The sequence below is a fragment of the Streptomyces sp. NPDC027962 genome (assembly GCF_055566095.1).
The window spans coordinates 11,839-31,971 of the sequence record NZ_JBVHTA010000046.1 but is presented as its reverse complement, the minus strand read 5'-3'; the positions used below and the strand labels follow the sequence as shown (position 1 = coordinate 31,971).

General features: G+C 69.4%; 19 protein-coding genes. 9 read left to right on the top strand and 10 right to left on the bottom strand.

The window, feature by feature from the left end; translation table 11 throughout:
* Positions 1-70: 70 nt before the first annotated feature.
* Positions 71-1,336, bottom strand: coding sequence for a polysaccharide deacetylase family protein (locus tag ACZ4SA_RS31095; protein ID WP_468281117.1), 1,266 nt, complete (start codon positions 1,334-1,336; stop codon positions 71-73).
* Positions 1,337-1,620: 284 nt separating this feature from the next.
* On the opposite strand from ACZ4SA_RS31095, the gene ACZ4SA_RS31090 reads away from it, so the two are divergent.
* The 6 genes from ACZ4SA_RS31090 to ACZ4SA_RS31065 all read left to right on the top strand — a co-directional run bounded on the left by ACZ4SA_RS31090 (position 1,621) and on the right by ACZ4SA_RS31065 (position 9,672).
* Positions 1,621-3,990 carry a SulP family inorganic anion transporter gene (locus ACZ4SA_RS31090; protein ID WP_468281115.1) on the top strand — a complete coding sequence of 790 codons (2,370 nt, stop codon included), beginning with the start codon at positions 1,621-1,623 and terminating at the stop codon, positions 3,988-3,990.
* A gap of 225 nt (positions 3,991-4,215) precedes the next feature.
* Positions 4,216-6,171: an acetate--CoA ligase gene (acs, locus tag ACZ4SA_RS31085; RefSeq protein ID WP_468281113.1), complete on the top strand. Its 1,956-nt coding sequence runs from the start codon at positions 4,216-4,218 to the stop codon at positions 6,169-6,171.
* 198 nt (positions 6,172-6,369) lie between these two features.
* A complete protein-coding gene (gene nhaA / locus ACZ4SA_RS31080) occupies positions 6,370-7,770 on the top strand; it encodes a Na+/H+ antiporter NhaA (protein ID WP_468281111.1) in 1,401 nt (466 codons plus the stop codon).
* A 49-nt stretch (positions 7,771-7,819) separates the two neighbouring features.
* Positions 7,820-8,311 carry a phage holin family protein gene (locus ACZ4SA_RS31075; protein WP_468281109.1) on the top strand — a complete coding sequence of 164 codons (492 nt, stop codon included), beginning with the start codon at positions 7,820-7,822 and terminating at the stop codon, positions 8,309-8,311.
* 94 nt (positions 8,312-8,405) lie between these two features.
* The gene (locus ACZ4SA_RS31070; RefSeq protein WP_468281107.1) at positions 8,406-9,353 is read left to right on the top strand and encodes an alpha/beta fold hydrolase; all 948 of its coding nucleotides are present in this window, start codon (positions 8,406-8,408) and stop codon (positions 9,351-9,353) included.
* Positions 9,354-9,480: 127 nt separating this feature from the next.
* A complete protein-coding gene (locus ACZ4SA_RS31065; protein WP_468281105.1) occupies positions 9,481-9,672 on the top strand; it encodes a hypothetical protein in 192 nt (63 codons plus the stop codon).
* Positions 9,673-9,789: 117 nt separating this feature from the next.
* Here ACZ4SA_RS31065 and ACZ4SA_RS31060 read toward each other — a convergent pair whose 3' ends face one another.
* The 3 genes from ACZ4SA_RS31060 to nth all read right to left on the bottom strand — a co-directional run bounded on the left by ACZ4SA_RS31060 (position 9,790) and on the right by nth (position 12,711).
* On the bottom strand, positions 9,790-10,998 hold the full coding sequence (locus ACZ4SA_RS31060) for a MarP family serine protease (protein WP_468281170.1): 1,209 nt from the start codon (positions 10,996-10,998) through the stop codon (positions 9,790-9,792).
* A 113-nt stretch (positions 10,999-11,111) separates the two neighbouring features.
* Complete coding sequence (locus tag ACZ4SA_RS31055; protein WP_468281103.1) at positions 11,112-11,849, bottom strand: NUDIX hydrolase; 738 nt, start codon at positions 11,847-11,849, stop codon at positions 11,112-11,114.
* A gap of 58 nt (positions 11,850-11,907) precedes the next feature.
* Positions 11,908-12,711: an endonuclease III gene (gene nth / locus ACZ4SA_RS31050; RefSeq protein ID WP_468281169.1), complete on the bottom strand. Its 804-nt coding sequence runs from the start codon at positions 12,709-12,711 to the stop codon at positions 11,908-11,910.
* A 331-nt stretch (positions 12,712-13,042) separates the two neighbouring features.
* Here nth and ACZ4SA_RS31045 point away from each other — a divergent pair, with 331 nt between their 5' ends.
* On the top strand, positions 13,043-13,717 hold the full coding sequence (locus tag ACZ4SA_RS31045; protein ID WP_005314425.1) for a Crp/Fnr family transcriptional regulator: 675 nt from the start codon (positions 13,043-13,045) through the stop codon (positions 13,715-13,717).
* Positions 13,718-13,793: 76 nt separating this feature from the next.
* On the opposite strand, the gene ACZ4SA_RS31040 is transcribed toward ACZ4SA_RS31045, so the two are convergent.
* From ACZ4SA_RS31040 to ACZ4SA_RS31015, 6 genes are all read right to left on the bottom strand, one after another.
* Positions 13,794-14,678, bottom strand: coding sequence for a prohibitin family protein (locus ACZ4SA_RS31040; RefSeq protein ID WP_468281101.1), 885 nt, complete (start codon positions 14,676-14,678; stop codon positions 13,794-13,796).
* A 169-nt stretch (positions 14,679-14,847) separates the two neighbouring features.
* Complete coding sequence (locus ACZ4SA_RS31035; protein WP_468281099.1) at positions 14,848-15,687, bottom strand: MBL fold metallo-hydrolase; 840 nt, start codon at positions 15,685-15,687, stop codon at positions 14,848-14,850.
* Positions 15,687-16,553, bottom strand: a complete 867-nt coding sequence (locus ACZ4SA_RS31030) for an NUDIX hydrolase (RefSeq protein WP_468281097.1) — start codon at positions 16,551-16,553, stop codon at positions 15,687-15,689. Before ACZ4SA_RS31030 ends, ACZ4SA_RS31035 begins: the two co-directional genes overlap by 1 nt.
* On the bottom strand, positions 16,438-16,707 hold the full coding sequence (locus ACZ4SA_RS31025) for a hypothetical protein (protein ID WP_468281167.1): 270 nt from the start codon (positions 16,705-16,707) through the stop codon (positions 16,438-16,440). Before ACZ4SA_RS31025 ends, ACZ4SA_RS31030 begins: the two co-directional genes overlap by 116 nt.
* A gap of 144 nt (positions 16,708-16,851) precedes the next feature.
* The gene (locus ACZ4SA_RS31020) at positions 16,852-17,322 is read right to left on the bottom strand and encodes a RidA family protein (RefSeq protein ID WP_468281096.1); all 471 of its coding nucleotides are present in this window, start codon (positions 17,320-17,322) and stop codon (positions 16,852-16,854) included.
* Positions 17,319-17,480: a DUF4177 domain-containing protein gene (locus ACZ4SA_RS31015; RefSeq protein ID WP_356630092.1), complete on the bottom strand. Its 162-nt coding sequence runs from the start codon at positions 17,478-17,480 to the stop codon at positions 17,319-17,321. The genes ACZ4SA_RS31020 and ACZ4SA_RS31015 overlap by 4 nt, the downstream gene beginning before the upstream one ends.
* A 96-nt stretch (positions 17,481-17,576) precedes the next feature.
* Between ACZ4SA_RS31015 and bagA the strand changes: the two genes are divergently transcribed.
* Together bagA and bagB are read left to right on the top strand one after the other, a co-directional pair.
* Positions 17,577-18,539 (top strand): ATPase BagA, encoded by a 963-nt coding sequence (bagA, locus tag ACZ4SA_RS31010; RefSeq protein ID WP_468281094.1) that lies wholly within the window; start codon positions 17,577-17,579, stop codon positions 18,537-18,539.
* Positions 18,536-19,846: an ATPase BagB gene (gene bagB / locus ACZ4SA_RS31005; protein WP_468281092.1), complete on the top strand. Its 1,311-nt coding sequence runs from the start codon at positions 18,536-18,538 to the stop codon at positions 19,844-19,846. The genes bagA and bagB overlap by 4 nt, the downstream gene beginning before the upstream one ends.
* The last annotated feature ends 287 nt before the right edge of the window (positions 19,847-20,133 follow it).

The following is a 20,133-nucleotide window of genomic DNA, read 5'->3' as shown; positions in this document are numbered from 1 at the left end:
CGACCCGGGGCACCGCCGACCCGGGGCACCACCGACCGGGGGACGACCTCGCTGTCGTATCCAAGCGTGATCAGCGCTTCTCGGACGGCTTCCGGGCAGTCGGTGGACCCGCCGCGGCCACCGACTTGGCAGCCAGATACTGATCCCAGCCGCCCTTCGGTGCCTCTCCGACATCCAGTTGGCGCAGTATTGCCAGCACCTCCGGGTCCTGCGCGTCCAGCCAGTCGGCGAGTTGACGGAACGACACGCACTTCACGTCCTTGTCCACACACACCGTCGCGATCGTCTCCTCGATCGCGCGCATGTACGTGCCGCCGTTCCATGATTCGAAATGGTTGCCGATGATCAGCGGGGCGCGGTTGCCCTGGTAGGCGCGGTAGAAGGCCTTGATCAGGCCGTCCCGCATCTGGTTGCCCCAGTACCTGTGCTTCGACGGGTCGCCCTTGGACGTGCCGGACTGGTTGACCATGAAGTTGTAGTCCATCGAAAGCGTTTCGAAGGCCCGGCCGGGCACCGGGACCAGTTGGAGGGAAAGATCCCACAGACCGAGTTCCTTGTGGGGCCACACCTGGTTGTTGATGCCGCTGGTGTCGTAGCGAAAGCCCAACTCAGCTGCGGCCCGCATGAAGTTCTTCCTGCCTTCCAGGCACGGCGTGCGGGCGCCGATGAGCTCCTTGTCGTAGTCGAAGGGGAGCGGCTCCGCGCCGGCGAGGCCGGCGTTGGTCTTCCAGTTCTTCACGAACGACTTGGCCTGCCTGATCTCGCTCTTCCACTCCTCGACGGACCAGCTTCCCACCCCGCGCTCGCCACAGAAGTGGCCGTTGAAGTGAGTGCCCACCTCGTTGCCGTCGAGCCAGGCACCTCGCAGCTCACGAACGGTGTCCTTGATGCCCTGGACATCGTTGAAACCGATGTCCGAGCTTCCGGCCGGGTGCTTCGGCGGGTCGTACATGGACCGCTTCTTCTCAGGGAGGAGATAGACGCCGCTGAGGAAGTACGTCATCGTCATGTCGTACTTCCTGCCGACCCTACGGAAGTGCGAGAACAGTTTCTGGCTGTCCTCGCCGGCGCCGTCCCAGGAGAACACCACGAACTGCGGCGGAGCCTGACCGGGCTTCAGCCGCTCGGGCTTGAGCAGTCCGGGCTGGGCGCCGGTGAACGCGGTGGATCCGTCACCGATGAGGCGGACCGCGCCCTTGGGGGTCGCGACGCCTTCGTCGCCTCCTGGACCGCCCGGTGACTCGAGGCTGTCGAACCCGGAACACCCGGCGAAACCTGCGACCAATGCCGCGGCGACGCCGCCGACGGCGACAACCCTCTTCGGGACGGCCAACATCCGCCCACCTCATTCCTGTGCCGATATGACTGTCTGACGGTGGCCCGGGGCAACCGCCAAACTCGCATCGCGAGGCCGGGAGGGAACGGCTGACAAGCCGTATCAAATGACTAATCGTCGAATCGGGTGAAAGACTGCCCCATTTGCGCAGAAAATAATGCCCGAGTCTTTACTCGCCATTACGATCCATTTACCGAACGTTTGACGATCCCGCCGCTGCACGCCGTGACCCACGGCCGCGCCCCCCATTCCGCGACCGCGCTGCCCCGGAGGAGACGGGAACCATGTCCTTCGCCCCCACCCGCACCAACGACCCTTCTCACGAGCCCGACAAGCCCGAGCAGAAGCGGCCGGCCCTCGCCGGTGCCCTCCTGTCACGCTTCCAGCGCCCGCACAGTCCGCCGCCCGGCACCGGCCGTCGCTTCCGCATCGCGGGCTCCGATCTCTCCGCGTCCGTCTCCGTCTTCCTGATCGCGCTGCCGCTCTCCCTCGGCATCGCGCTCGCCACCGGCGCACCGCTGCAGGCCGGGCTCGTCGCGGCCGCTGTCGGCGGCATCGTCGCCGGTCGCCTCGGCGGGTCGGCGTTGCAGGTCAGCGGCCCCGCCGCCGGACTGACCGTCGTCACCGCCGAGCTGATCCAGCTCTACGGCTGGCGCACCACCTGTGCTATCACCATCCTGGCCGGACTGTGCCAACTCGCTCTCGCGGCACTGCGGGTGGCGCGCTCCGCCCTCGCGGTCAGCCCGGCGATCGTCCACGGCATGCTGGCCGGCATCGGCGTCACCATCGCCCTTGCCCAGCTCCATATCGTCCTCGGCGGCACACCCCAGAGCTCGGCCGTCAGCAATGTCCAGGGGCTGCCGGCCCAGTTTGCCGATCTCCACCCGGCGGCACTGTCGGTCAGTGTCCTGACCGTCGCCGTGCTGCTTCTGTGGCCGCGCGTGCCGGGCCGCGCGGGCAGGATCGTACGGACGGTCCCGGCGGCGCTCGCCGCGGTGGCAGCGGCAACCGCGCTCGCCACGCTCGCCGGACTGCACCAGCCTCGGGTCGACCTGCCGTCGTGGCGCTCGCACGCACTGCCCGAGTTGCCGGAAGGACCGGCGCTCGGTCTGCTCGCCGCGGTACTCACCATCACACTGGTGGCGAGCGTCGAGTCCCTGCTGTCGGCCGTCGCCATCGACAAGCTGGCCGCCGCCCGCAAGAAGCCACGGGTACGCATCCCGCGGGCCGACCTCGACCGCGAGCTGGCGGGCCAAGGCGCGGCGAATGTCGTGTCCGGCGCGCTCGGCGGACTTCCCATCACCGGTGTCGCCGTCCGCAGTTCCGCAAACGTGGCCGCCGGCGCGGTGAGCCGGAACTCCACCATGCTGCATGGCCTTTGGGTCGTAGTCGCCGCGCTGCTGCTCGTGCCCGTCCTCGATCTGATTCCGCTGGCAGCGCTGGCAGCCCTGGTCATGGTCGTCGGCGTGCAGATGGTCAACATCACGCACCTGCGCAGCGTGCGGAAGAACCGCGAGATGCTCGTCTATGCGGCCACTCTGACCGCGGTGGTCCTTACCGGGGTTCTGGAGGGCGTCGTCATCGGCATCGCGATGGCCGTGGCGGTGGCGCTGCACCGGCTGACGCGAACCCGGATCACGGTCGAGGAAGAGGACGGAGTCCACCGGGTGCGCGCGCGCGGACAGTTGACCTTTCTCGCCGTGCCCCGGCTGAGCCGGATGCTGAGCCAAGTCCCCCACGGTGGCGACTGCGTGGTCGAGTTGGACGGCTCCTTCATGGACCACGCCGCGTACGAGGCCCTGCACGACTGGCAGACCGCCCACGCCGCGCAGGGCGGGACGGTCGAGATCACCGGACGGGCTGGAAGCCGGATCAGCGAGCCCGCCGACGAGTCGAACGGCTGCTGCCGCCCTTGGACGCCCTGGCGCAACCACCACTGCGACGATCGGCCGCGCAAGACGGACCCGCACCACCTGGCCAGAGGACTCAGTTCATTCCAGCGCAACACCGCCCCGCTGGTGCGCGACGAACTGGCGCGGCTCGCCCGTGAGGGTCAGCGTCCGTCGCAGCTCTTCATCACCTGCGCCGACTCCCGGCTCGTGACCAGCATGATCACGGCGAGCGGACCCGGTGATCTGTTCACCGTCCGCAATGTCGGCAATTTCGTGCCGCTGCCCGGCCAGGAGAGTTCGGACGACTCCGTGGCGGCCGCCATCGAGTACGCGGTCGACATCCTCGAGGTGAGCTCGATCACCGTCTGCGGCCACTCCGGCTGCGGCGCGATGCAGGCACTGCTCAACAGCCCGCCGGGGGCCTCCCCCACACCGCTCGGTCGCTGGCTGCGGCACGGCATGCCCAGCATGCAGCGCATGACGAACCGCCAGCGCTCCTGGGCCAGGATCTCCGGCCGCCTGCCCACCGACGCCGTAGAACAGCTCTGTCTGACCAATGTCGTCCAGCAACTGGAGCATCTGCGGGCCCATGAGCCGGTGGCACGGCGGCTCGCCGAAGGGTCGCTCCAGTTGCACGGGATGTACTTCCACGTCGGCGAGGCCCAGGCGTATCTCCTCACAAACCCCGCAGAGCATGAGATCGACGAGGTCTTCGACAGGGTGGCACCCGCCCCCTCCGCACTGGAGAAGTCCCGTGCCTGACCGCAGCACCTGAGTGGCTGCAAGCCTGCCTGGCGGCGCATGGTTGAACCGCTCACGCACCGCGTCCGTGAGAACGTATGGCCCCTCGTCCCCACCGCTCGGGGACGAGGGGCACCCATAGGTCTAAACCAATATTCGGAAGGCCCTTGTCACCCGGCCCTCCGGCTGATGAGCTATGGCCTGGGACACATACGCACAGAAGACGCCCTGAGAAAGGGAGATGTCGTGAGCAACGAGAGCCTGGCCAACCTTCTTAAGGAAGAGCGGCGGTTCGCCCCGCCGGCCGAGCTGGCAGCGAGCGCCAACGTGACCGCGGAGGCGTATGAGCAGGCCGCGGCGGACAGGCTTGGCTTCTGGGCCGAGCAGGCGCGTCGGCTCGACTGGGCCACCGAACCGACCGAGACCCTCGACTGGACCAACCCGCCCTTCGCGAAGTGGTTCGCCGACGGCAAGCTCAATGTGGCGTACAACTGCGTGGACCGCCACGTCGAGGCGGGCAATGCCGACCGCGTCGCCATCCATTTCGAGGGCGAGCCCGGCGACGGCCGCGCCATCACCTACGCCGAGCTCAAGGACGAGGTCTCCAAGGCCGCCAACGCCCTGCTCGAGCTCGGCGTCCGCAAGGGCGACCGAGTCGCGATCTACCTGCCGATGATCCCCGAGGCCGCCGTCGCGATGCTGGCGTGCGCCCGCATCGGCGCCGCGCACTCCGTGGTCTTCGGCGGCTTCTCCGCCGACGCCGTTGCCTCCCGCATCCAGGACGCCGACGCCAAACTGGTCATCACCTCCGACGGCGGTTACCGCCGCGGCAAGCCGAGTGCGCTCAAGCCCGCGATCGACGAAGCAGTTACCCGCTGCCCGCAGGTCGAGCACGTGCTCGTCGTGCGACGGACCGGCCAGGAGACCGCCTTCACCGAGGGCCGCGACGTGTGGTGGCACGACATCGTCGGCCGCCAGTCCGCGGAGCACACCCCCGAGGCCTTCGACGCCGAGCACCCGCTCTTCATCCTCTACACGTCCGGCACGACCGGTAAGCCGAAGGGCATCCTGCACACATCCGGCGGCTACCTCACCCAGACGGCCTACACCCACCACGCCGTCTTCGACCTCAAGCCCGAGTCGGACGTCTACTGGTGCACGGCCGACATCGGCTGGGTCACCGGCCACTCATACATCGTGTACGGACCGCTGGCCAACGGTGCGACACAGGTGATGTACGAGGGCACGCCCGACACCCCCCACCAGGGCCGCTTCTGGGAGATCGTGCAGAAGTACGGCGTCACGATCCTCTACACCGCGCCCACCGCGATCCGGACGTTCATGAAGTGGGGCGACGACATCCCCGCCAAGTTCGACCTGAGCAGCCTGCGGGTCCTCGGCTCTGTCGGTGAACCGATCAACCCCGAGGCGTGGATCTGGTACCGGGAGAACATCGGCGCCGGCAAGACCCCGGTCGTGGACACCTGGTGGCAGACGGAGACCGGCGCGATGATGATCTCGCCGCTGCCCGGCGTGACGGATGCCAAGCCCGGCTCCGCGCAGCGCCCGCTGCCCGGCATCTCGGCGACCGTCGTGGACGACGAGGCCAACGAGGTACCCAACGGCGGGGGCGGCTATCTCGTCCTCACCGAACCGTGGCCGTCCATGCTGCGCACCATCTGGGGCGACGACCAGCGCTTCCTCGACACCTACTGGTCACGCTTCGAAGGCAAGTACTTCGCGGGCGACGGCGCCAAGAAGGACGACGACGGCGACATCTGGCTGCTCGGCCGGGTCGACGACGTGATGCTGGTCTCCGGCCACAACATCTCGACCACCGAGGTCGAGTCCGCGCTGGTCTCCCACCCCAAGGTCGCGGAGGCAGCGGTCGTGGGCGCCACGGACGAGACAACCGGGCAGGCCATCGTGGCCTTCGTGATCCTGCGCGGCACGGCCAGCGAGGACGACAGCCTCGTGGACGACCTGCGCAACCACGTGGGCGCGACCCTCGGCCCGATCGCCAAGCCCAAGCGGATCCTGCCGGTGGCCGAGCTGCCGAAGACTCGCTCCGGAAAGATCATGCGCCGACTGCTGCGCGACGTGGCAGAGAACCGGCAGCTCGGCGATGTCACCACACTGACCGACTCCTCCGTGATGGACCTCATCCAGTCGAAGCTGCCGAGCGCCTCCTCCGAGGACTGACACCAGCGGTTTCCCTACGCAGCAACGCAGGCCCCCGCGTACCGCGCCGGGGGCCTGCGGTCGCCCTTCGCGGCTGCCAAGGCTGCCGCCGGGTAAGGTAAAGAACGCGTCAATGACGCAAACGTGCGATCCAAGATGCGCCGGGAAGTCTGGTCGGCACGTGTTTTGTGCTGTCCACCCGACCGGAGGTCCCAGCCCGTGGCCGCGCCCCGCCCCACCACCAGCCGCAAGTTCCTCGGACGTCTTCCGCTCCCCGAGCGGAACTACGTCGCGGACGCTCTGCGCACCGAGACCCTGGGGGGCGTGCTCCTCCTCGTCGCCGCGGTCGCCGCGCTGATCTGGGCGAACACCCCGCTGAGCGAGAGCTACACCTCCGTAGGCAACTTCCACATCGGCCCCGCCTCGCTCGGCCTCGATCTGTCGATCCAGCACTGGGCCGCCGACGGGCTGCTGGCGATCTTCTTCTTCGTCGCCGGGATCGAGCTCAAGCGTGAGTTGGTCGCCGGCGAACTGAGCGACCCCAAGGCCGCCGCTCTGCCCGTCATCGCCGCCGTCTGCGGCATGGCCATGCCGGCACTTGTGTACCTCGCGGTCACCGCCGCCGGAGGCGGCTCCACTGCCGGCTGGGCCGTCCCGACGGCCACCGACATCGCGTTCGCGCTGGCAGTGCTGGCGGTCATCGGCACGTCCCTGCCGTCGGCGCTGCGCGCCTTCCTGCTGACCCTCGCCGTCGTCGACGACCTCTTCGCGATCCTGATCATCGCCATCTTCTTCACGAGCGATCTGAACTTCGTCGCCCTCGGCGGCGCAGCAGTGGGTCTCGTCGTGTTCTGGCTGCTGCTGCGCATGGAGGTGCGCGGCTGGTACGTGTACGTGCCGCTCGCCCTCGTCATCTGGGGCCTCATGTACAACAGCGGCGTCCATGCCACCATCGCCGGTGTCGCTATGGGCCTGATGCTGCGCTGCTCCCGCCGCGAGGGCGAGGACCACTCGCCGGGCGAGCACATCGAGCATCTGGTCCGTCCCCTCTCCGCAGGTATCGCCGTCCCCCTGTTCGCGCTGTTCTCGGCCGGTGTCGCCATCACAGGCGACTCCCTCACCGATGTCTTCACCAAGCCCGAGACCCTGGGCGTCGTCCTTGGACTCGTGGTCGGCAAGGTACTTGGTGTTTTCGGCGGCACGTGGCTGGCCGCGCGCTTCACCAAGGCCGAGCTGAACGAGGACCTGGCCTGGCCGGACGTCCTGGCGCTCGCCACACTCGCCGGCATCGGATTCACCGTCTCGCTGCTCATCGGCGAACTCGCCTTCGCCGGCGACGCGACGCTGACGGACGAGGTGAAGGCCGCGGTACTGATGGGGTCACTGATCGCCGCCGTTCTCGCCGCGGTCCTGCTGAAACTGCGGGTACGCACCTACCAGGCCCTGTCTGCGGAGGAGGAGCGCGACGAGGACATGTCCGGGGTACCGGACGTCTACGAGCAGGACGACCCGGCCTACCACCTGAGGATGGCCGCGATCTACGAGAAGAAGGCCGAGGAGCACCGCAGGATGGCAGAAGCGGCCGGGGCGTCGCGCGACGGCGACGACGGTCCGGCATGATCTGACAGGACTCGTGACAAGGCAAATCGAAGAGGAGAGGGAGTCAGCGATGAGCGATCCCGGCAACACCACAGCGAACGCTGTCGGCGCCGAGCGCAGTCTCGGCCAGCTGGTCGCCTCGGCGACCGCCGAGATGTCCGCGCTGGTACACGACGAGATCGCGCTGGCGAAGGCCCAGTTGCGGCAGGACGTGAAGAAGGCCGGTATCAGCGGCGGCGCGTTCAGCGCCGCCGGAGCGGTGCTGATCTTCTCGCTGCCGATGTTGAGCTTCGCGCTCGCCTACGGCATCCATGCCTGGAGCGGCTGGCACATCTCGGTCTGCTTCCTGCTCTCCTTTGCGGCCAATGTCCTGGTGGCCTTCCTGCTCGGCCTGATCGGAATGGTTTTCGCGAAGAAGGCGAAGCGAGGCAGGGGCCCGCAGAAGGCAGTCGCGTCCGCCAAGGAGACGGCTGCCGTACTGGGCAACGTCAAGCCGCGTCCGCGAGGAACCGGGCAGCCCGAGCTCACCGGCGGAACCCGCGAGGACAAGATCGCCGTATGAGCCATATGGGCCGTACGGCCGGAGCCTCGGCCGACGGCCGCTGTGGCCGGTCAGTGGCGAACGAGGCGTGCGCAGTTGTGGCACGCTCATCAGCATGACGGTCCCTGATTCCGGCCACGGCAGCTTCGGCACCCTCGGCAGTCCCGTACGCATCGACGGTCCCTGGACCCACCGCGACGTGGCGGCCAATGGTGCCCGCTTCCATATCGCCGAGATGGGTGACGGACCGCTGGTGATGCTGCTGCACGGCTTCCCGCAGTTCTGGTGGACGTGGCGCCATCAGCTGACCGCGCTCGCCGACGCCGGCTTCCGGGCGGTGGCGATGGATCTGCGCGGCGTGGGCGGCAGCGACCGGACGCCGCGCGGTTACGACCCCGCCAACCTCGCGCTGGACATCACGGGTGTCGTGCGCTCGCTCGGCGAGCCGGACGCGGCTTTGGTCGGGCACGACCTGGGCGGGTATCTGGCGTGGACGGCGGCCGTGATGCGGCCCAAGCTGGTGCGCCGGCTCGCGGTCTCCTCGATGCCGCACCCCCGGCGGTGGCGTTCGGCGATGCTGTCCGACTTCGCGCAGAGCCGTGCGGGCTCCTACGTGTGGGGCTTTCAGCGTCCGTGGCTGCCGGAGCGTCAACTCATCGCGGACGATGCCGCGTTGGTGGGCGAGCTGATCGAAAGCTGGTCCGGCCCGCAGCCGCTCGGCGAAGAGGCCGTCGACGTCTACCGGCGGGCGATGTGCATCCCGTCGACGGCGCACTGCTCGATCGAGCCGTATCGGTGGATGGTGCGGTCGTTGGCCCGACCCGACGGAATCCAGTTCAACCGGCGGATGAAACGTCCGGTGCGGGTGCCCACGCTGCATCTGCACGGCTCACTCGATCCGGCGATGCGGACCCGCAGCGCGGCGGGTTCCGGCGAGTACGTCGAAGCGCCGTACCGGTGGCGGCTGTTCGACGGTCTGGGCCACTTCCCCCACGAGGAGGATCCGGTGGCGTTCTCGAACGAGCTGATCAACTGGCTCAAGGACCCCGAGCCCGACCGGTAGGCCGACGTGGCACTTTCGCGCACGCGGAAGAACGGTTGTCCGACGAACAGCCAATTGCCTGGCGCATAGGCCAATTGGCGGCCCCCGACACGGTTACCGACCATGGGGCCCGGGCACACGTCCGGGTATGGGCTGGACGCACGACTACGGTGACGCAGCACGCAACCGCCGCTCGGCCAGTGGGCCGATCCCCCACGAGACAGGTGGCCTTCAGAGCGAGGACCACGAGCATCCCGGGCAGGGGATGGGCATTCCGCGCATCCTCAGGCGCCGCGCGCGCTGGGTGTCCGCGCGCCTGCGCCACCATCACCGGGACTGACCCCGCTGCCCCGGCATCACCGGTGACACATTGGCCGGGCCTCGGCAGGACCGGAGTTCCCGAAGCCCCGGGGCCGTGCCCGAGGGGGCCGGGCGCCGGGGCCCCGCGGACCGCGCTCTACAGCGCGCATTCCTGACTGTCGACCTGCTGGTTGGCCGTACGGCCCAGGGCGATGTCCTCGCGGATCTCGTCGGCCGTGAGGGCGTAGCCGGTGTCGGCGTCGTCCAAGGACCTGGCGAAGATGACGCCGTAGACCTTGCCATCGGTCGTGAGCAGCGGACCGCCGGAGTTGCCCTGGCGCACCGTCGCGAACAGTGAGTAGACGTCGCGGCGGACGGTGCCGCGGTGGTAGATGTCTGGGCCGTTGGCGTTGATCCGGCCGCGGATACGGGCGGAGCGGACGTCGTACGAGCCGTTCTCCGGGAAGCCCGCGACGATCGCGCTGTCGCCGCTGCGCGCGTCGCCCTCCTCGAAGTCGGTGAACTCGAGCGGCCGCGCGTTGAGGTCGGGGACGTCCAGGACGGCGATGTCGCGCTCCCAGTCGTAGAGGACGACCTTGGCGTCGTAGAGCCGGCCCTCGCCGCCTATCTGCACGGTCGGCTCGTCCACGCCGCCGACGACGTGCGCGTTGGTCATCACGCGGCGCCGGTCGAAGACGAAGCCGGTGCCTTCGAGTACCTTGCCGCAGCTCGGGGCCGTGCCGACGACCTTGACGATGGACTGTTTGGCGCGTGCTGCGACGGGACTGCCGACGAGTGCCGGGTCGGGCGCCTTAACCTCGGTGATGGGCTCGTTGGTGAACGGGCTGAAGACCTGCGGGAAGCCGTTCTGGGCGAGCACGGAGGTGAAGTCCGTGAACCAGGTGTCGGCCTGATCAGGCAGCACACGGTCCACCCCGAGCAGCACCTTCGAACTCCGGACCTCCTTGCCCACGGTGGGCAACGCCGCCTGGGCGAGCAAGGAGCCGATCAGCCAGGCGACCAGCAGCATCGCGACGACGTTGACCAGCGCGCCGCCGGTGGCGTCCAGGGCGCGAGCAGGTGACCAGGTGATGAAACGGCGCAGCTTGTTGCCGAGATGGGTGGTGAAGGCCTGGCCGATCGAGGCACAGACGATCACGATGACGACGGCGACTATCGCGGCCGTGATGGACACTTCCGAGTCGTCGGTCAGCGCATTCCAGATCACCGGGAGCAGATAGACGGCGACGAGTCCGCCGCCGAGGAACCCGATGACCGACAGGATGCCGACGACGAAGCCCTGACGATAGCCGACGATCGCGAACCACACGGCGGCGACCAGCAACAGGATGTCCAGCACGTTCACCGTCATGCCTCGCAGTGTCGTCGCCGGATGCTCTGTCCGGCTGGGTCGGCCCACGGCGCGCTGCCGCTTCGAGATGTCGCGCCCCGCCGGGAGCGCAGTACTGGATCAGCCTGTCATGCGTGCCAGTCCAGCGGGACCTGCTTGGCGCGGTCCCATGGTCGCTCCCAGCCGGCGAAGTGGAGGATCCGGTCGATGACTCCGGCCGTGAAACCCCAGACCAGAGCCCCTGCGACCGTGAAAGCGGGTCCTGCGTGACCGCGCGGGTGCACGGCCGTCGCACGGTTGGCCGGGTCCGTGAGATCTGCCACGGGCACGGTGAAGACCCGCGCGGTCTCGGCGGGGTCGACCGCTCCGACCGGGCTGGGGGCGCGCCACCATCCCAGTACGGGCGTCACGACAAAACTGCTCACCGGGATGTAGAGCTTGGGCAGCACGCCGATGATCTGGACGCCCGACGGGTCGAGACCGGTCTCCTCTTCGGCCTCCCGCAGCGCGGCGCGCAGAGGGCCTGCGGTCGCCGGGTCGCCGTCCGCGGGATCGAGCGCCCCGCCGGGGAAGGAGGGCTGTCCGGCGTGCGACCGGAGGGTGCCCGCACGCTCCATGAGCAGCAGCTCGGGGCCCTTGGCGCCTTCACCGAAGAGGACGAGCACGGCTGACTGGCGGCCGTGGCCGCTCGCGGGCGGCAGGAAGCGGCTGAGCTGGTGCGGCTCGACGGTGTCTGCAGCGCGCACCACGGGGCCGAGCCACTCTGGCAGGCCCTCCGTGGTGACGACCACGTCCTCGTCGACGACGACCTTGCCGTCGCTCTGCTGCTCGAAGCGCTTGTACGTCTCTTCTCCTGTGCGTGTCATCGGCACCCCCTCACAGACAACGCCGCGGGGCACCTCGATCGTTCCGTTCGGGGCTGCGTCACTCGATCGTGCCCAGGGCCGGGGCCGGTTCGCCCGGGTAGTCCGGGGGCGGCTTGAGGCGCTGGCCGGGCCGGCCGCCCATTTCGTACTTCAGGAGCTTGGCCGCCTTCCCGGGGTCGGTCTCGCCCTCCCCGTATGCCGGGCAGAGGTGTGCGATCGGGCAGGCGCCGCACGCAGGCTTACGGGCGTGGCAGATACGGCGGCCGTGGAAGATCACCCGGTGGGAGAGCATCGTCCACTCGCTCTTCGGGAAGATCTTGGCGATCTCGGCCTCGATCTTCACCGGGTCGTCCTGCTCGGTCCACTTCCATCGCCGGGCGAGCCGCATGAAGTGGGTGTCCACGGTGATGCCGGGGACGCCGAAGGCGTTGCCCAGGACGACGAAGGCGGTCTTGCGGCCCACTCCCGGCAGCGAGACCAGGTCCTCCAGCCGGCCGGGGACCTCGCCACCGAAGTCGTCGCGGATGGCGGCGGACAGGCCCATGATCGCCTTGGTCTTGGCCCGGAAGAAGCCGGTGGGGCGGATGAGCCCCTCGACCTCCTCGGGCTTCGCCGCGGCCAGGTCCTCCGGCGTGGGGTACTTCGCGAAGAGCGCGGGCGTCGTCTGGTTGACCCGGAGGTCGGTGGTCTGCGCGGAGAGAACCGTCGCGATCAGCAGCTGGAACGCGTTCTCGAAGTCGAGCTCGGGGTGGGCGTAGGGATAGACCTCGGCCAGCTCCCGGTTGATACGGCGGGCGCGTCTGACCATGGCCAGTCGCGATTCCGATTTAACCGATTTCTTCCTTTTGCCCGAGTTGGGCATCCGCTGTTCGCCCACGGCGGAATTCTCCTTGGCGGACACGCTCCCAGCCCCCTCGGCCTGTGCTCTCACCGGCGAATTGGACACCCGGCCAGCCTAAAGGCCGCCACCGACATCCGCCCCGGTCCCCGGTGATCAGGACACGATCGGGCCCCTGCCGTAGGGAGAGGCGCGCCCGTGCGTCAAACTTGTTGTGATTGATCGCACGATTGTTTACCACCGGGGTCCGTTTCCCCGGTGACGCCCCTCGGGGCACAGTGTCCCCGGGCCGGCACGGCACGGTCCGGCATCATGGGACCAACGTCCCCTGAGCAGGTCGACAAGGAGAGAACTCGTGGACGACGTTCTGCGGCGCGCCCCGCTCTTCGCGGCGCTCGATGACGAGCAGGCCGCGGAGCTCCGCGCCTCGATGAGTGAAGCGACGCTCGCCCGCGGCGACGCGCTCTTCCACGAGGGCGAACCGGGCGACCGCCTCTACGTGGTCACGGAAGGCAAGGTCAAGCTCCACCGCACCTCCCCCGACGGCCGCGAGAACATGCTCGCCGTGCTCGGTCCGGGCGAGCTGATCGGCGAGCTGTCCCTCTTCGACCCGGGCCCCCGTACCGCAACCGCCACCGCGCTGACCGAGGTCAAGCTCCTCGGGCTCGGCCACGGCGACCTCCAACCGTGGCTGAATGTCCGGCCCGAGGTGGCCACGGCCCTGCTGCGCGCGGTCGCCCGCCGGCTCCGCAAGACCAACGACCAGATGTCCGACCTGGTCTTCTCCGACGTCCCGGGTCGTGTGGCCCGTGCGCTCCTCGACCTGTCGCGCCGCTTCGGCGTGCAGTCGGAGGAGGGCATCCACGTCGTCCACGACCTCACCCAGGAAGAGCTGGCCCAGCTGGTCGGCGCCTCCCGCGAGACCGTGAACAAGGCGCTGGCCGACTTCGCCCAGCGCGGCTGGCTGCGCCTGGAGGCCCGTGCGGTGATCCTGCTGGACGTGGAGCGGCTGGCCAAACGTTCCCGTTGAGGAACCCCGCCGGACACACCGAGCGACTGCGCGAAAGGGGCCGCCCACATGATCCGGGCGGCCCCTTTCGCGTGGATCAGCGCTTGCTGCCGTCCACGATCAGCGGGTTGCCCGAGCCGCCGCCGCACGGCACGGCGTAGACCGGGTTCTTCTGTGCCGCCTCCTTGAACGCCTCGATGCACTGGTTGGCCAGGACCTTGTCGCTGAGCGAGTCGTTGAGGATCTTGTTGGCCTTGGCGATGCCCTCGGCCTCGATCCGCCGGCGTTCCGCCTCCGCCTTCGCGGTGCGCGCCGCCTCGGTCGCCCGTTCCGTGGCCTGCTGTTGCTGGATCTTGCGGTCGATCTGGTCCTGCAGCTGCTCGGACGGCCGAACGTTGCGGAGGTTGACGGTCGTGACGGCGATCCCGCGCGGCGCCAGCCGCTCCTTGATCAGGTCGGCGATCTCGGTGTTGATCTTCTCGCGCGCGGAGGTGTAGCCCTCCTCGCTGGTGTGCCGGGCGAAGACGTTACGGATGATCTCCCGGCTGTCCGGGAAGACCAGGCGCTGCTGGATGGCGTCCTCACTACCGGCCAGCTTGTAGAGCTCGATGGCCTTGGCCGGGGTGACCGCCCACTTCACTGTCACCTCCGCGTACATGACGCCGCCCTGTGAGGAGCGCACCTCGACCACGTCCTTGTCGGAGAGGTTGAGGTCGACCGGCCGGGTGGAGAACGTCGTGACGTTGGTGAACGGCGAGGTGATGTTCATACCGGAGTTCATCGGCGTGCCCACCTTGCCGAAGGTGACCGGGACGCCCACCTCGTAGGCGCTGACGACGTGCACACAGCTGACCACGCCCGAGAAGAGACCGGCTATGAGCGCCCCTGCCGCGCCGAGCTTGAGGCCCCTGTTGTCGCCGCCTCTGGCGACGAGATACATCACCGCGGCGGCGATGACGAGGATGACGAACAGGACGAACACGTTTTCCCCCCGAGGGACTGATACCGCAAAAAGTAAGCGGAGCGTAAAGCATCCTCCGCAGCAGGACGCCGGGGGGTGGCCGACCAGTTCCCCAGGCAGGTCCCGGGGTCGGTCAGGGGGCCGTCGCGGGTCGGTCAGGGAGCCGTCAGCGGGTCGTTCCGCGGGTCGGTCAGGGCTGTCCGATCAGACCGTGCTCCAGCAGGTACTCGAGCTGCGCCCGCACCGACAGTTCGGCGGCGGGCCACAGGGACCTGTCGACGTCCGCGTAGACGTGCGCGACGACCGCTGCCGCGGTCGCGCAGCCGTTCTCAACCGCCGTCTCCACCTGGGCGAGCCGGTTCGCCCGGTGGGCCAGGTAGAAGTCGACGGCCCCTTGGGCGTCGTCGAGTACCGGACCGTGGCCCGGCAGCACCGTGTGGATGCCGTCGTCGACGGTGAGGGAGCGCAGCCGCCGCAGCGAGTCGAGGTAGTCGCCGAGCCTGCCGTCGGGATGCGCGACGACGGTCGTGCCTCGGCCGAGGATCGTGTCGCCGGTCAGCACGGCACGGTCGGCGGGCAGATGGAAGCTCAGCGAGTCGGCGGTGTGGCCGGGAGTGGGGACGACCCGCATCTCCAGTCCGCCGGTGGTGATCACGTCCCCCGCTGCGAGCCCTTCGTCGCCGAGTCGCAGCGCCGGGTCGAGGGCACGGACGTCCGTACGAGTCAGTTCCGCGAGGCGGGAGGCGCCCTCGGCATGGTCCGGGTGGCCGTGGGTGAGCAGGGTGAGGGCGATCCGCTTGCCCGCGCGTTCCGCCGTGGCGATGACGGCCCGCAGGTGCCCCTCGTCGAGCGGGCCCGGGTCGACGACGACCGCGAGTTCGGAGTCCGGCTCGGAGACGATCCAGGTGTTCGTGCCGTCGAGGGTCATCGCCGACGGATTCGGCGCGAGGACATTGACGGCCCGGGCTGTGGCAGGTCCCGACAGGGCGCCGCCACGAGGCTGGCCCGGGAGGGTGGCTGCGTCGGTCATCACGGACCTCCCGTCGTCGGGACGTGCTTGGTGAACTCCTCGTGCCCCGGCCAGCTCAGGACGACCTCCCCGTTCTCCAGCCGGGCCTTGGCCAGCACAGGGGCCAGATCCTGGCTCGCCGCGGCCCGCAGCGCCTCCGCGGAGGTTCCGTGCACCTGGAGCGTCCGCAGTGTCGCGACGGTCGGCGGCATCATCAGCAGCTCGCCCTTGTCGTATCCGTCCGCCGCATCCGCCGGGCTGATCCAGACCGTGGTCTCCGCCTCCGTCGAGACGTTGCGGGTGCGCTGGCCCTCGGGAAGGGCGGCCACGAAGAACCAGGTGTCGTAGCGGCGCGGCTCGAACTCGGGTGTGATCCAGCGTGCCCATGCGCCCAGCAGGTCGGAGCGCAGCACGAGGCCCCTTCGGTCCAGGAAGTCAGCGAAGGACAGGTCCCTGTCGACCATGGCCTGCCGGTCCGCCTCCCAGTCGTCACCGGTCGTGTCGCCGACGACCGTGCCGGGGGTGCGGCCGGCGAGCAGGACGCCCGCCTCCTCGAAGGTCTCGCGCACCGCCGCGCACACGATCGCCTGGGCGGACGCGGTGTCGTCGACGCCGAGGCGCTGCGCCCAGACGTCGAGGGAGGGACCCGCCCAGCGCACTGGCCGGTCGTCGCGCGGGTCCACGCCGCCCCCCGGGTACGCGTACGCGCCGCCGGCGAAGGCCATGGAGGTGCGGCGGCGCAGCATGTGGACAGCCGTGCCGTCCGCCGTGTCACGCAGCAGCATCACCGTGGCGGCCCGCTTGGGGGTCACGGCGGTGAGCTCTCCGCTCGTGAGTGCGCGGATGCGGTCGGGCCATTCCGGCGGGTACCACTGACCATTGGACATGGGCGGATGCTATGCGCTTCCGCGCCGATGTTCGAGAGCCTCCCTTGCGCCGAGCCTCCTGTCCGCTGCGCCTCACGGGCCGGCCGCGGCTGCCGCCCTTCTGGATCAGGTCGACCTCGTCCATGAGGCTGTCGCCGAACTCCGCCTGCCGCAGACGTGCTTTCGAGTCGCCGTCGAGGCCCTGCGGGTTGCAATGGACCGGCGACCGGACGGCCGCCCTACGACAGCGGCCCCGTGACCGCCGGAGAACCGGCGGCCGCAGGGCCGTACGTATGGCGGGGATGTACTTGCCGCAGGCTCAGTCCTGGACGAGCTCCACCTGGATCTCGACCTCGACCGGAGCGTCCAGCGGAAGCACCGCGACGCCCACCGCGCTGCGCGCGTGCACGCCCTTGTCGCCGAGCACCTCGCCCAGCAGTTCGCTCGCACCGTTGAGGACCGCGGGCTGGCCGGTGAAGTCGGAGGCGGACGCCACGAAGCCGACGACCTTCACCACACGGGCGATGCGGTCCAGATCGCCGACGACCGACTTGACGGCCGCCAAAGCGTTCAGCGCACAGGTGCGGGCGAGTTCCTTGGCCTCCTCGGGGGTGACCTCCGCGCCCACCTTGCCGGTGACCGGCAGCTTGCCCTCGACCATCGGAAGCTGGCCGGCGGTGTAGACGTACGCACCCGAGATCACGGCCGGCTGGTAGGTGGCGAGCGGCGGCACGACCGCCGGAAGCGTCAGCCCGAGTTCGGCGAGCTTCGCATCGACCACGCCGCTCATGAGGCCCTCTCCCGCTTCAGGTAGGCCACGAGCTGCTCGGGGTTGTTCGGCCCGGGAACGACCTGGACGAGCTCCCACCCGTCCTCGCCCCAGGTGTCCAGAATCTGCTTGGTCGCGTGCACGAGAAGGGGCACGGTCGCGTATTCCCACTTGGTCATGGAGGCGACTGTAGCCGCACCCTCCGCTTCCTTCGTGACGCAGCCCGCAGGCAGCCTCGTGCGTAGGGCGCGGTTCGACTGGTTAGGCTCGAATACGTGAGCAGGCTCCAGGTCGTCAGCGGCAAGGGCGGTACCGGTAAGACCACGGTGGCCGCCGCACTCGCGCTCGCCCTCGCGACCGAGGGGAAGCGGACTCTCCTCGTCGAGGTCGAGGGCAGGCAGGGCATCGCCCAGCTCTTCGAGACGGAGGCCCTTCCCTACGAGGAACGCAAGATCGCCGTCTCCTCGGGCGGCGGGGAGGTGTACGCGCTGGCCATCGACGCCGAGCGTGCCCTCCTCGACTATCTCCAGATGTTCTACAAGCTCGGCAGCGCCGGCCGTGCCCTGAAGAAGATCGGCGCGATCGACTTCGCCACGACGATCGCCCCGGGCGTCCGGGACGTTCTGCTGACCGGCAAGGCCTGCGAGGCCGTACGCCGGCGGGACAAACAGGGCCGTTACGCCTACGACTACGTGGTCATGGACGCCCCGCCCACCGGTCGCATCACCCGCTTCCTGAACGTCAACGACGAGGTGGCGGGGCTGGCCAGGATCGGCCCGATACACAACCAGGCGCAGGCCGTGATGCGTGTCCTCAAGTCCCCGGAGACCGCCGTCCATCTGGTGACGCTCCTGGAGGAGATGCCGGTCCAGGAGACCGCCGACGGCGTCGCGGAGCTGCGCGCCGCCGAACTCCCGGTCGGCAACGTCATCGTGAACATGGTCCGCCCGCACCTCCTCGACGAGGACGCGGTACGCGACGCGTCGAACGGCCGGCGCGGCGCCATCACCAAGGCGCTCACGGCGGCCGGTGTCGGCCGCGCCGCCGGGCTGGTCACCCCGCTCCTCGAGCAGGCGGCCGAGCACGCTCAGCGCGTCGAGCTGGAGCGCGAGCAGCGCAGGGCGCTGAACACCCTTGACCTGGGCGCGTACGAACTCCCCGTGCTGAGCGAAGGAGTCGACCTGTCGGGGCTCTACCAACTGGCGAAGGAACTGCGCAAGCAAGGGGCCGGCTCATGACCCTGGATGCATCGGCCCTGCTCGAGGTCGATCCGCTCATCGACGACCCCGCCACGCGCATCATCGTGTGCTGCGGCGCCGGCGGCGTCGGCAAGACGACGACGGCAGCGGCCCTCGGCGTCCGGGCGGCCGAGCGCGGCCGCAAGGTCGTCGTCCTCACCATCGACCCGGCACGGCGGCTGGCGCAGTCCATGGGCATCGACTCCCTCGACAACACGCCGCGCAGGGTCAAGGGCATCGACGGCGACGGCGAACTGCACGCCATGATGCTCGACATGAAGCGGACCTTCGACGAGATCGTCGAGGCGCACGCCGACGCCGACCGGGCCCGCGCGATCCTGGAGAACCCCTTCTACCAGTCCCTGTCGGCCGGTTTCGCGGGCACGCAGGAGTACATGGCCATGGAGAAGCTGGGCCAGCTGAGGGCGCGCGACGAGTGGGACCTGATCGTCGTCGACACCCCGCCGTCCCGCTCGGCCCTGGACTTCCTCGACGCGCCGAAGCGGCTGGGGTCGTTCCTCGACGGCAAGTTCATCAAGCTGCTGATGGCCCCGGCGAAAATGGGTGGCCGGGCAGGGATGAAGTTCCTCAACGTCGGCATGTCGATGATGACCGGGACGCTGGGCAAGCTCCTCGGCGGCCAACTGCTGCGTGACGTGCAGACGTTCGTGGCGGCGATGGACACGATGTTCGGCGGCTTCCGTACGAGGGCGGATGCGACGTACCGGCTCCTGCAGGCCCCCGGGACGGCGTTCGTCGTGGTCGCGGCGCCCGAGCGGGACGCGCTGCGCGAGGCGGCGTATTTCGTCGAGCGGCTGGCCGCGGAGAACATGCCGCTCGCCGGCCTGGTTCTGAACCGGGTGCACGGCAGTGGGGCGGCGCGGCTGTCCGCGGAGCGGGCACTGGCCGCGGCGGAAAATCTTGACGAAGGCGGCATTGTGGATCAGGGGGCCGGGAAGACTGGTGTTCGTGACATCACGGACGTCGCCCCCTCTCCCGAATCGGCATCCGCGGGTCACTCCACAGAGACGCGTTCCGAGGCCTCCGCCTCCGACGGGCGGACCGCGCAACAGCTGGACGGGCAGACCACACACCAGCTGACTGCGGGTCTGCTGCGTCTGCATGCCGAGCGGATGCAGGTGCTCGCCCGCGAGCAGCGCACACGCGACCGCTTCACCGCGCTCCATCCGGAGGTGGCGGTGGTGGAGGTGCCCGCCCTGCCGGGCGATGTGCACGACCTCTACGGCCTTCGCGCGATCGGCGACCGCCTCGCGACCGCCGACGCCGGGCCGACGGGCGCGGCGTAAGGCGGCGACGTCTGCACTGCGGGGGCGCGGCGCGCTCGAGTGTGGCGACACCGGGCCGCACTTCTCGCGCCGCGACAGGCGCTCAATGGTGACGTCGTACGGGGGAGCGGCCGGAAACAGGCTGTGCGGGGCGGGAGGCGCGGTGCCGCGCCACAGGGGCCGGCCGACGGAGAGCATCGCCCCGCCACGGGATCGCGCCCATGGCGAAAGCGGGCGTTCCGGGCTGCCGCACCCGTACGGGCACAGCGCACACCCGCGACTCGCAGGCGCACCACTCACCGCAGCGA

Excerpts from the sequence above, each read along its gene's own strand:
- ACZ4SA_RS31095 (WP_468281117.1), bottom strand. The coding sequence starts at position 1,336 with ATGTTGGCCGTCCCGAAGAGGGTTGTCGCCGTCGGCGGCGTCGCCGCG.
- ACZ4SA_RS31090 (WP_468281115.1), top strand. The coding sequence starts at position 1,621 with ATGTCCTTCGCCCCCACCCGCACCAACGACCCTTCTCACGAGCCCGAC.
- ACZ4SA_RS31075 (WP_468281109.1), top strand. The coding sequence starts at position 7,820 with ATGAGCGATCCCGGCAACACCACAGCGAACGCTGTCGGCGCCGAGCGC.
- ACZ4SA_RS31070 (WP_468281107.1), top strand. The coding sequence starts at position 8,406 with ATGACGGTCCCTGATTCCGGCCACGGCAGCTTCGGCACCCTCGGCAGT.
- ACZ4SA_RS31065 (WP_468281105.1), top strand. The coding sequence starts at position 9,481 with ATGGGCTGGACGCACGACTACGGTGACGCAGCACGCAACCGCCGCTCG.
- ACZ4SA_RS31055 (WP_468281103.1), bottom strand. The coding sequence starts at position 11,849 with ATGACACGCACAGGAGAAGAGACGTACAAGCGCTTCGAGCAGCAGAGC.
- nth (WP_468281169.1), bottom strand. The coding sequence starts at position 12,711 with ATGCCCAACTCGGGCAAAAGGAAGAAATCGGTTAAATCGGAATCGCGA.
- ACZ4SA_RS31035 (WP_468281099.1), bottom strand. The coding sequence starts at position 15,687 with ATGACCGACGCAGCCACCCTCCCGGGCCAGCCTCGTGGCGGCGCCCTG.
- ACZ4SA_RS31030 (WP_468281097.1), bottom strand. The coding sequence starts at position 16,553 with ATGTCCAATGGTCAGTGGTACCCGCCGGAATGGCCCGACCGCATCCGC.
- ACZ4SA_RS31020 (WP_468281096.1), bottom strand. The coding sequence starts at position 17,322 with ATGAGCGGCGTGGTCGATGCGAAGCTCGCCGAACTCGGGCTGACGCTT.
- ACZ4SA_RS31015 (WP_356630092.1), bottom strand. The coding sequence starts at position 17,480 with ATGACCAAGTGGGAATACGCGACCGTGCCCCTTCTCGTGCACGCGACC.
- bagB (WP_468281092.1), top strand. The coding sequence starts at position 18,536 with ATGACCCTGGATGCATCGGCCCTGCTCGAGGTCGATCCGCTCATCGAC.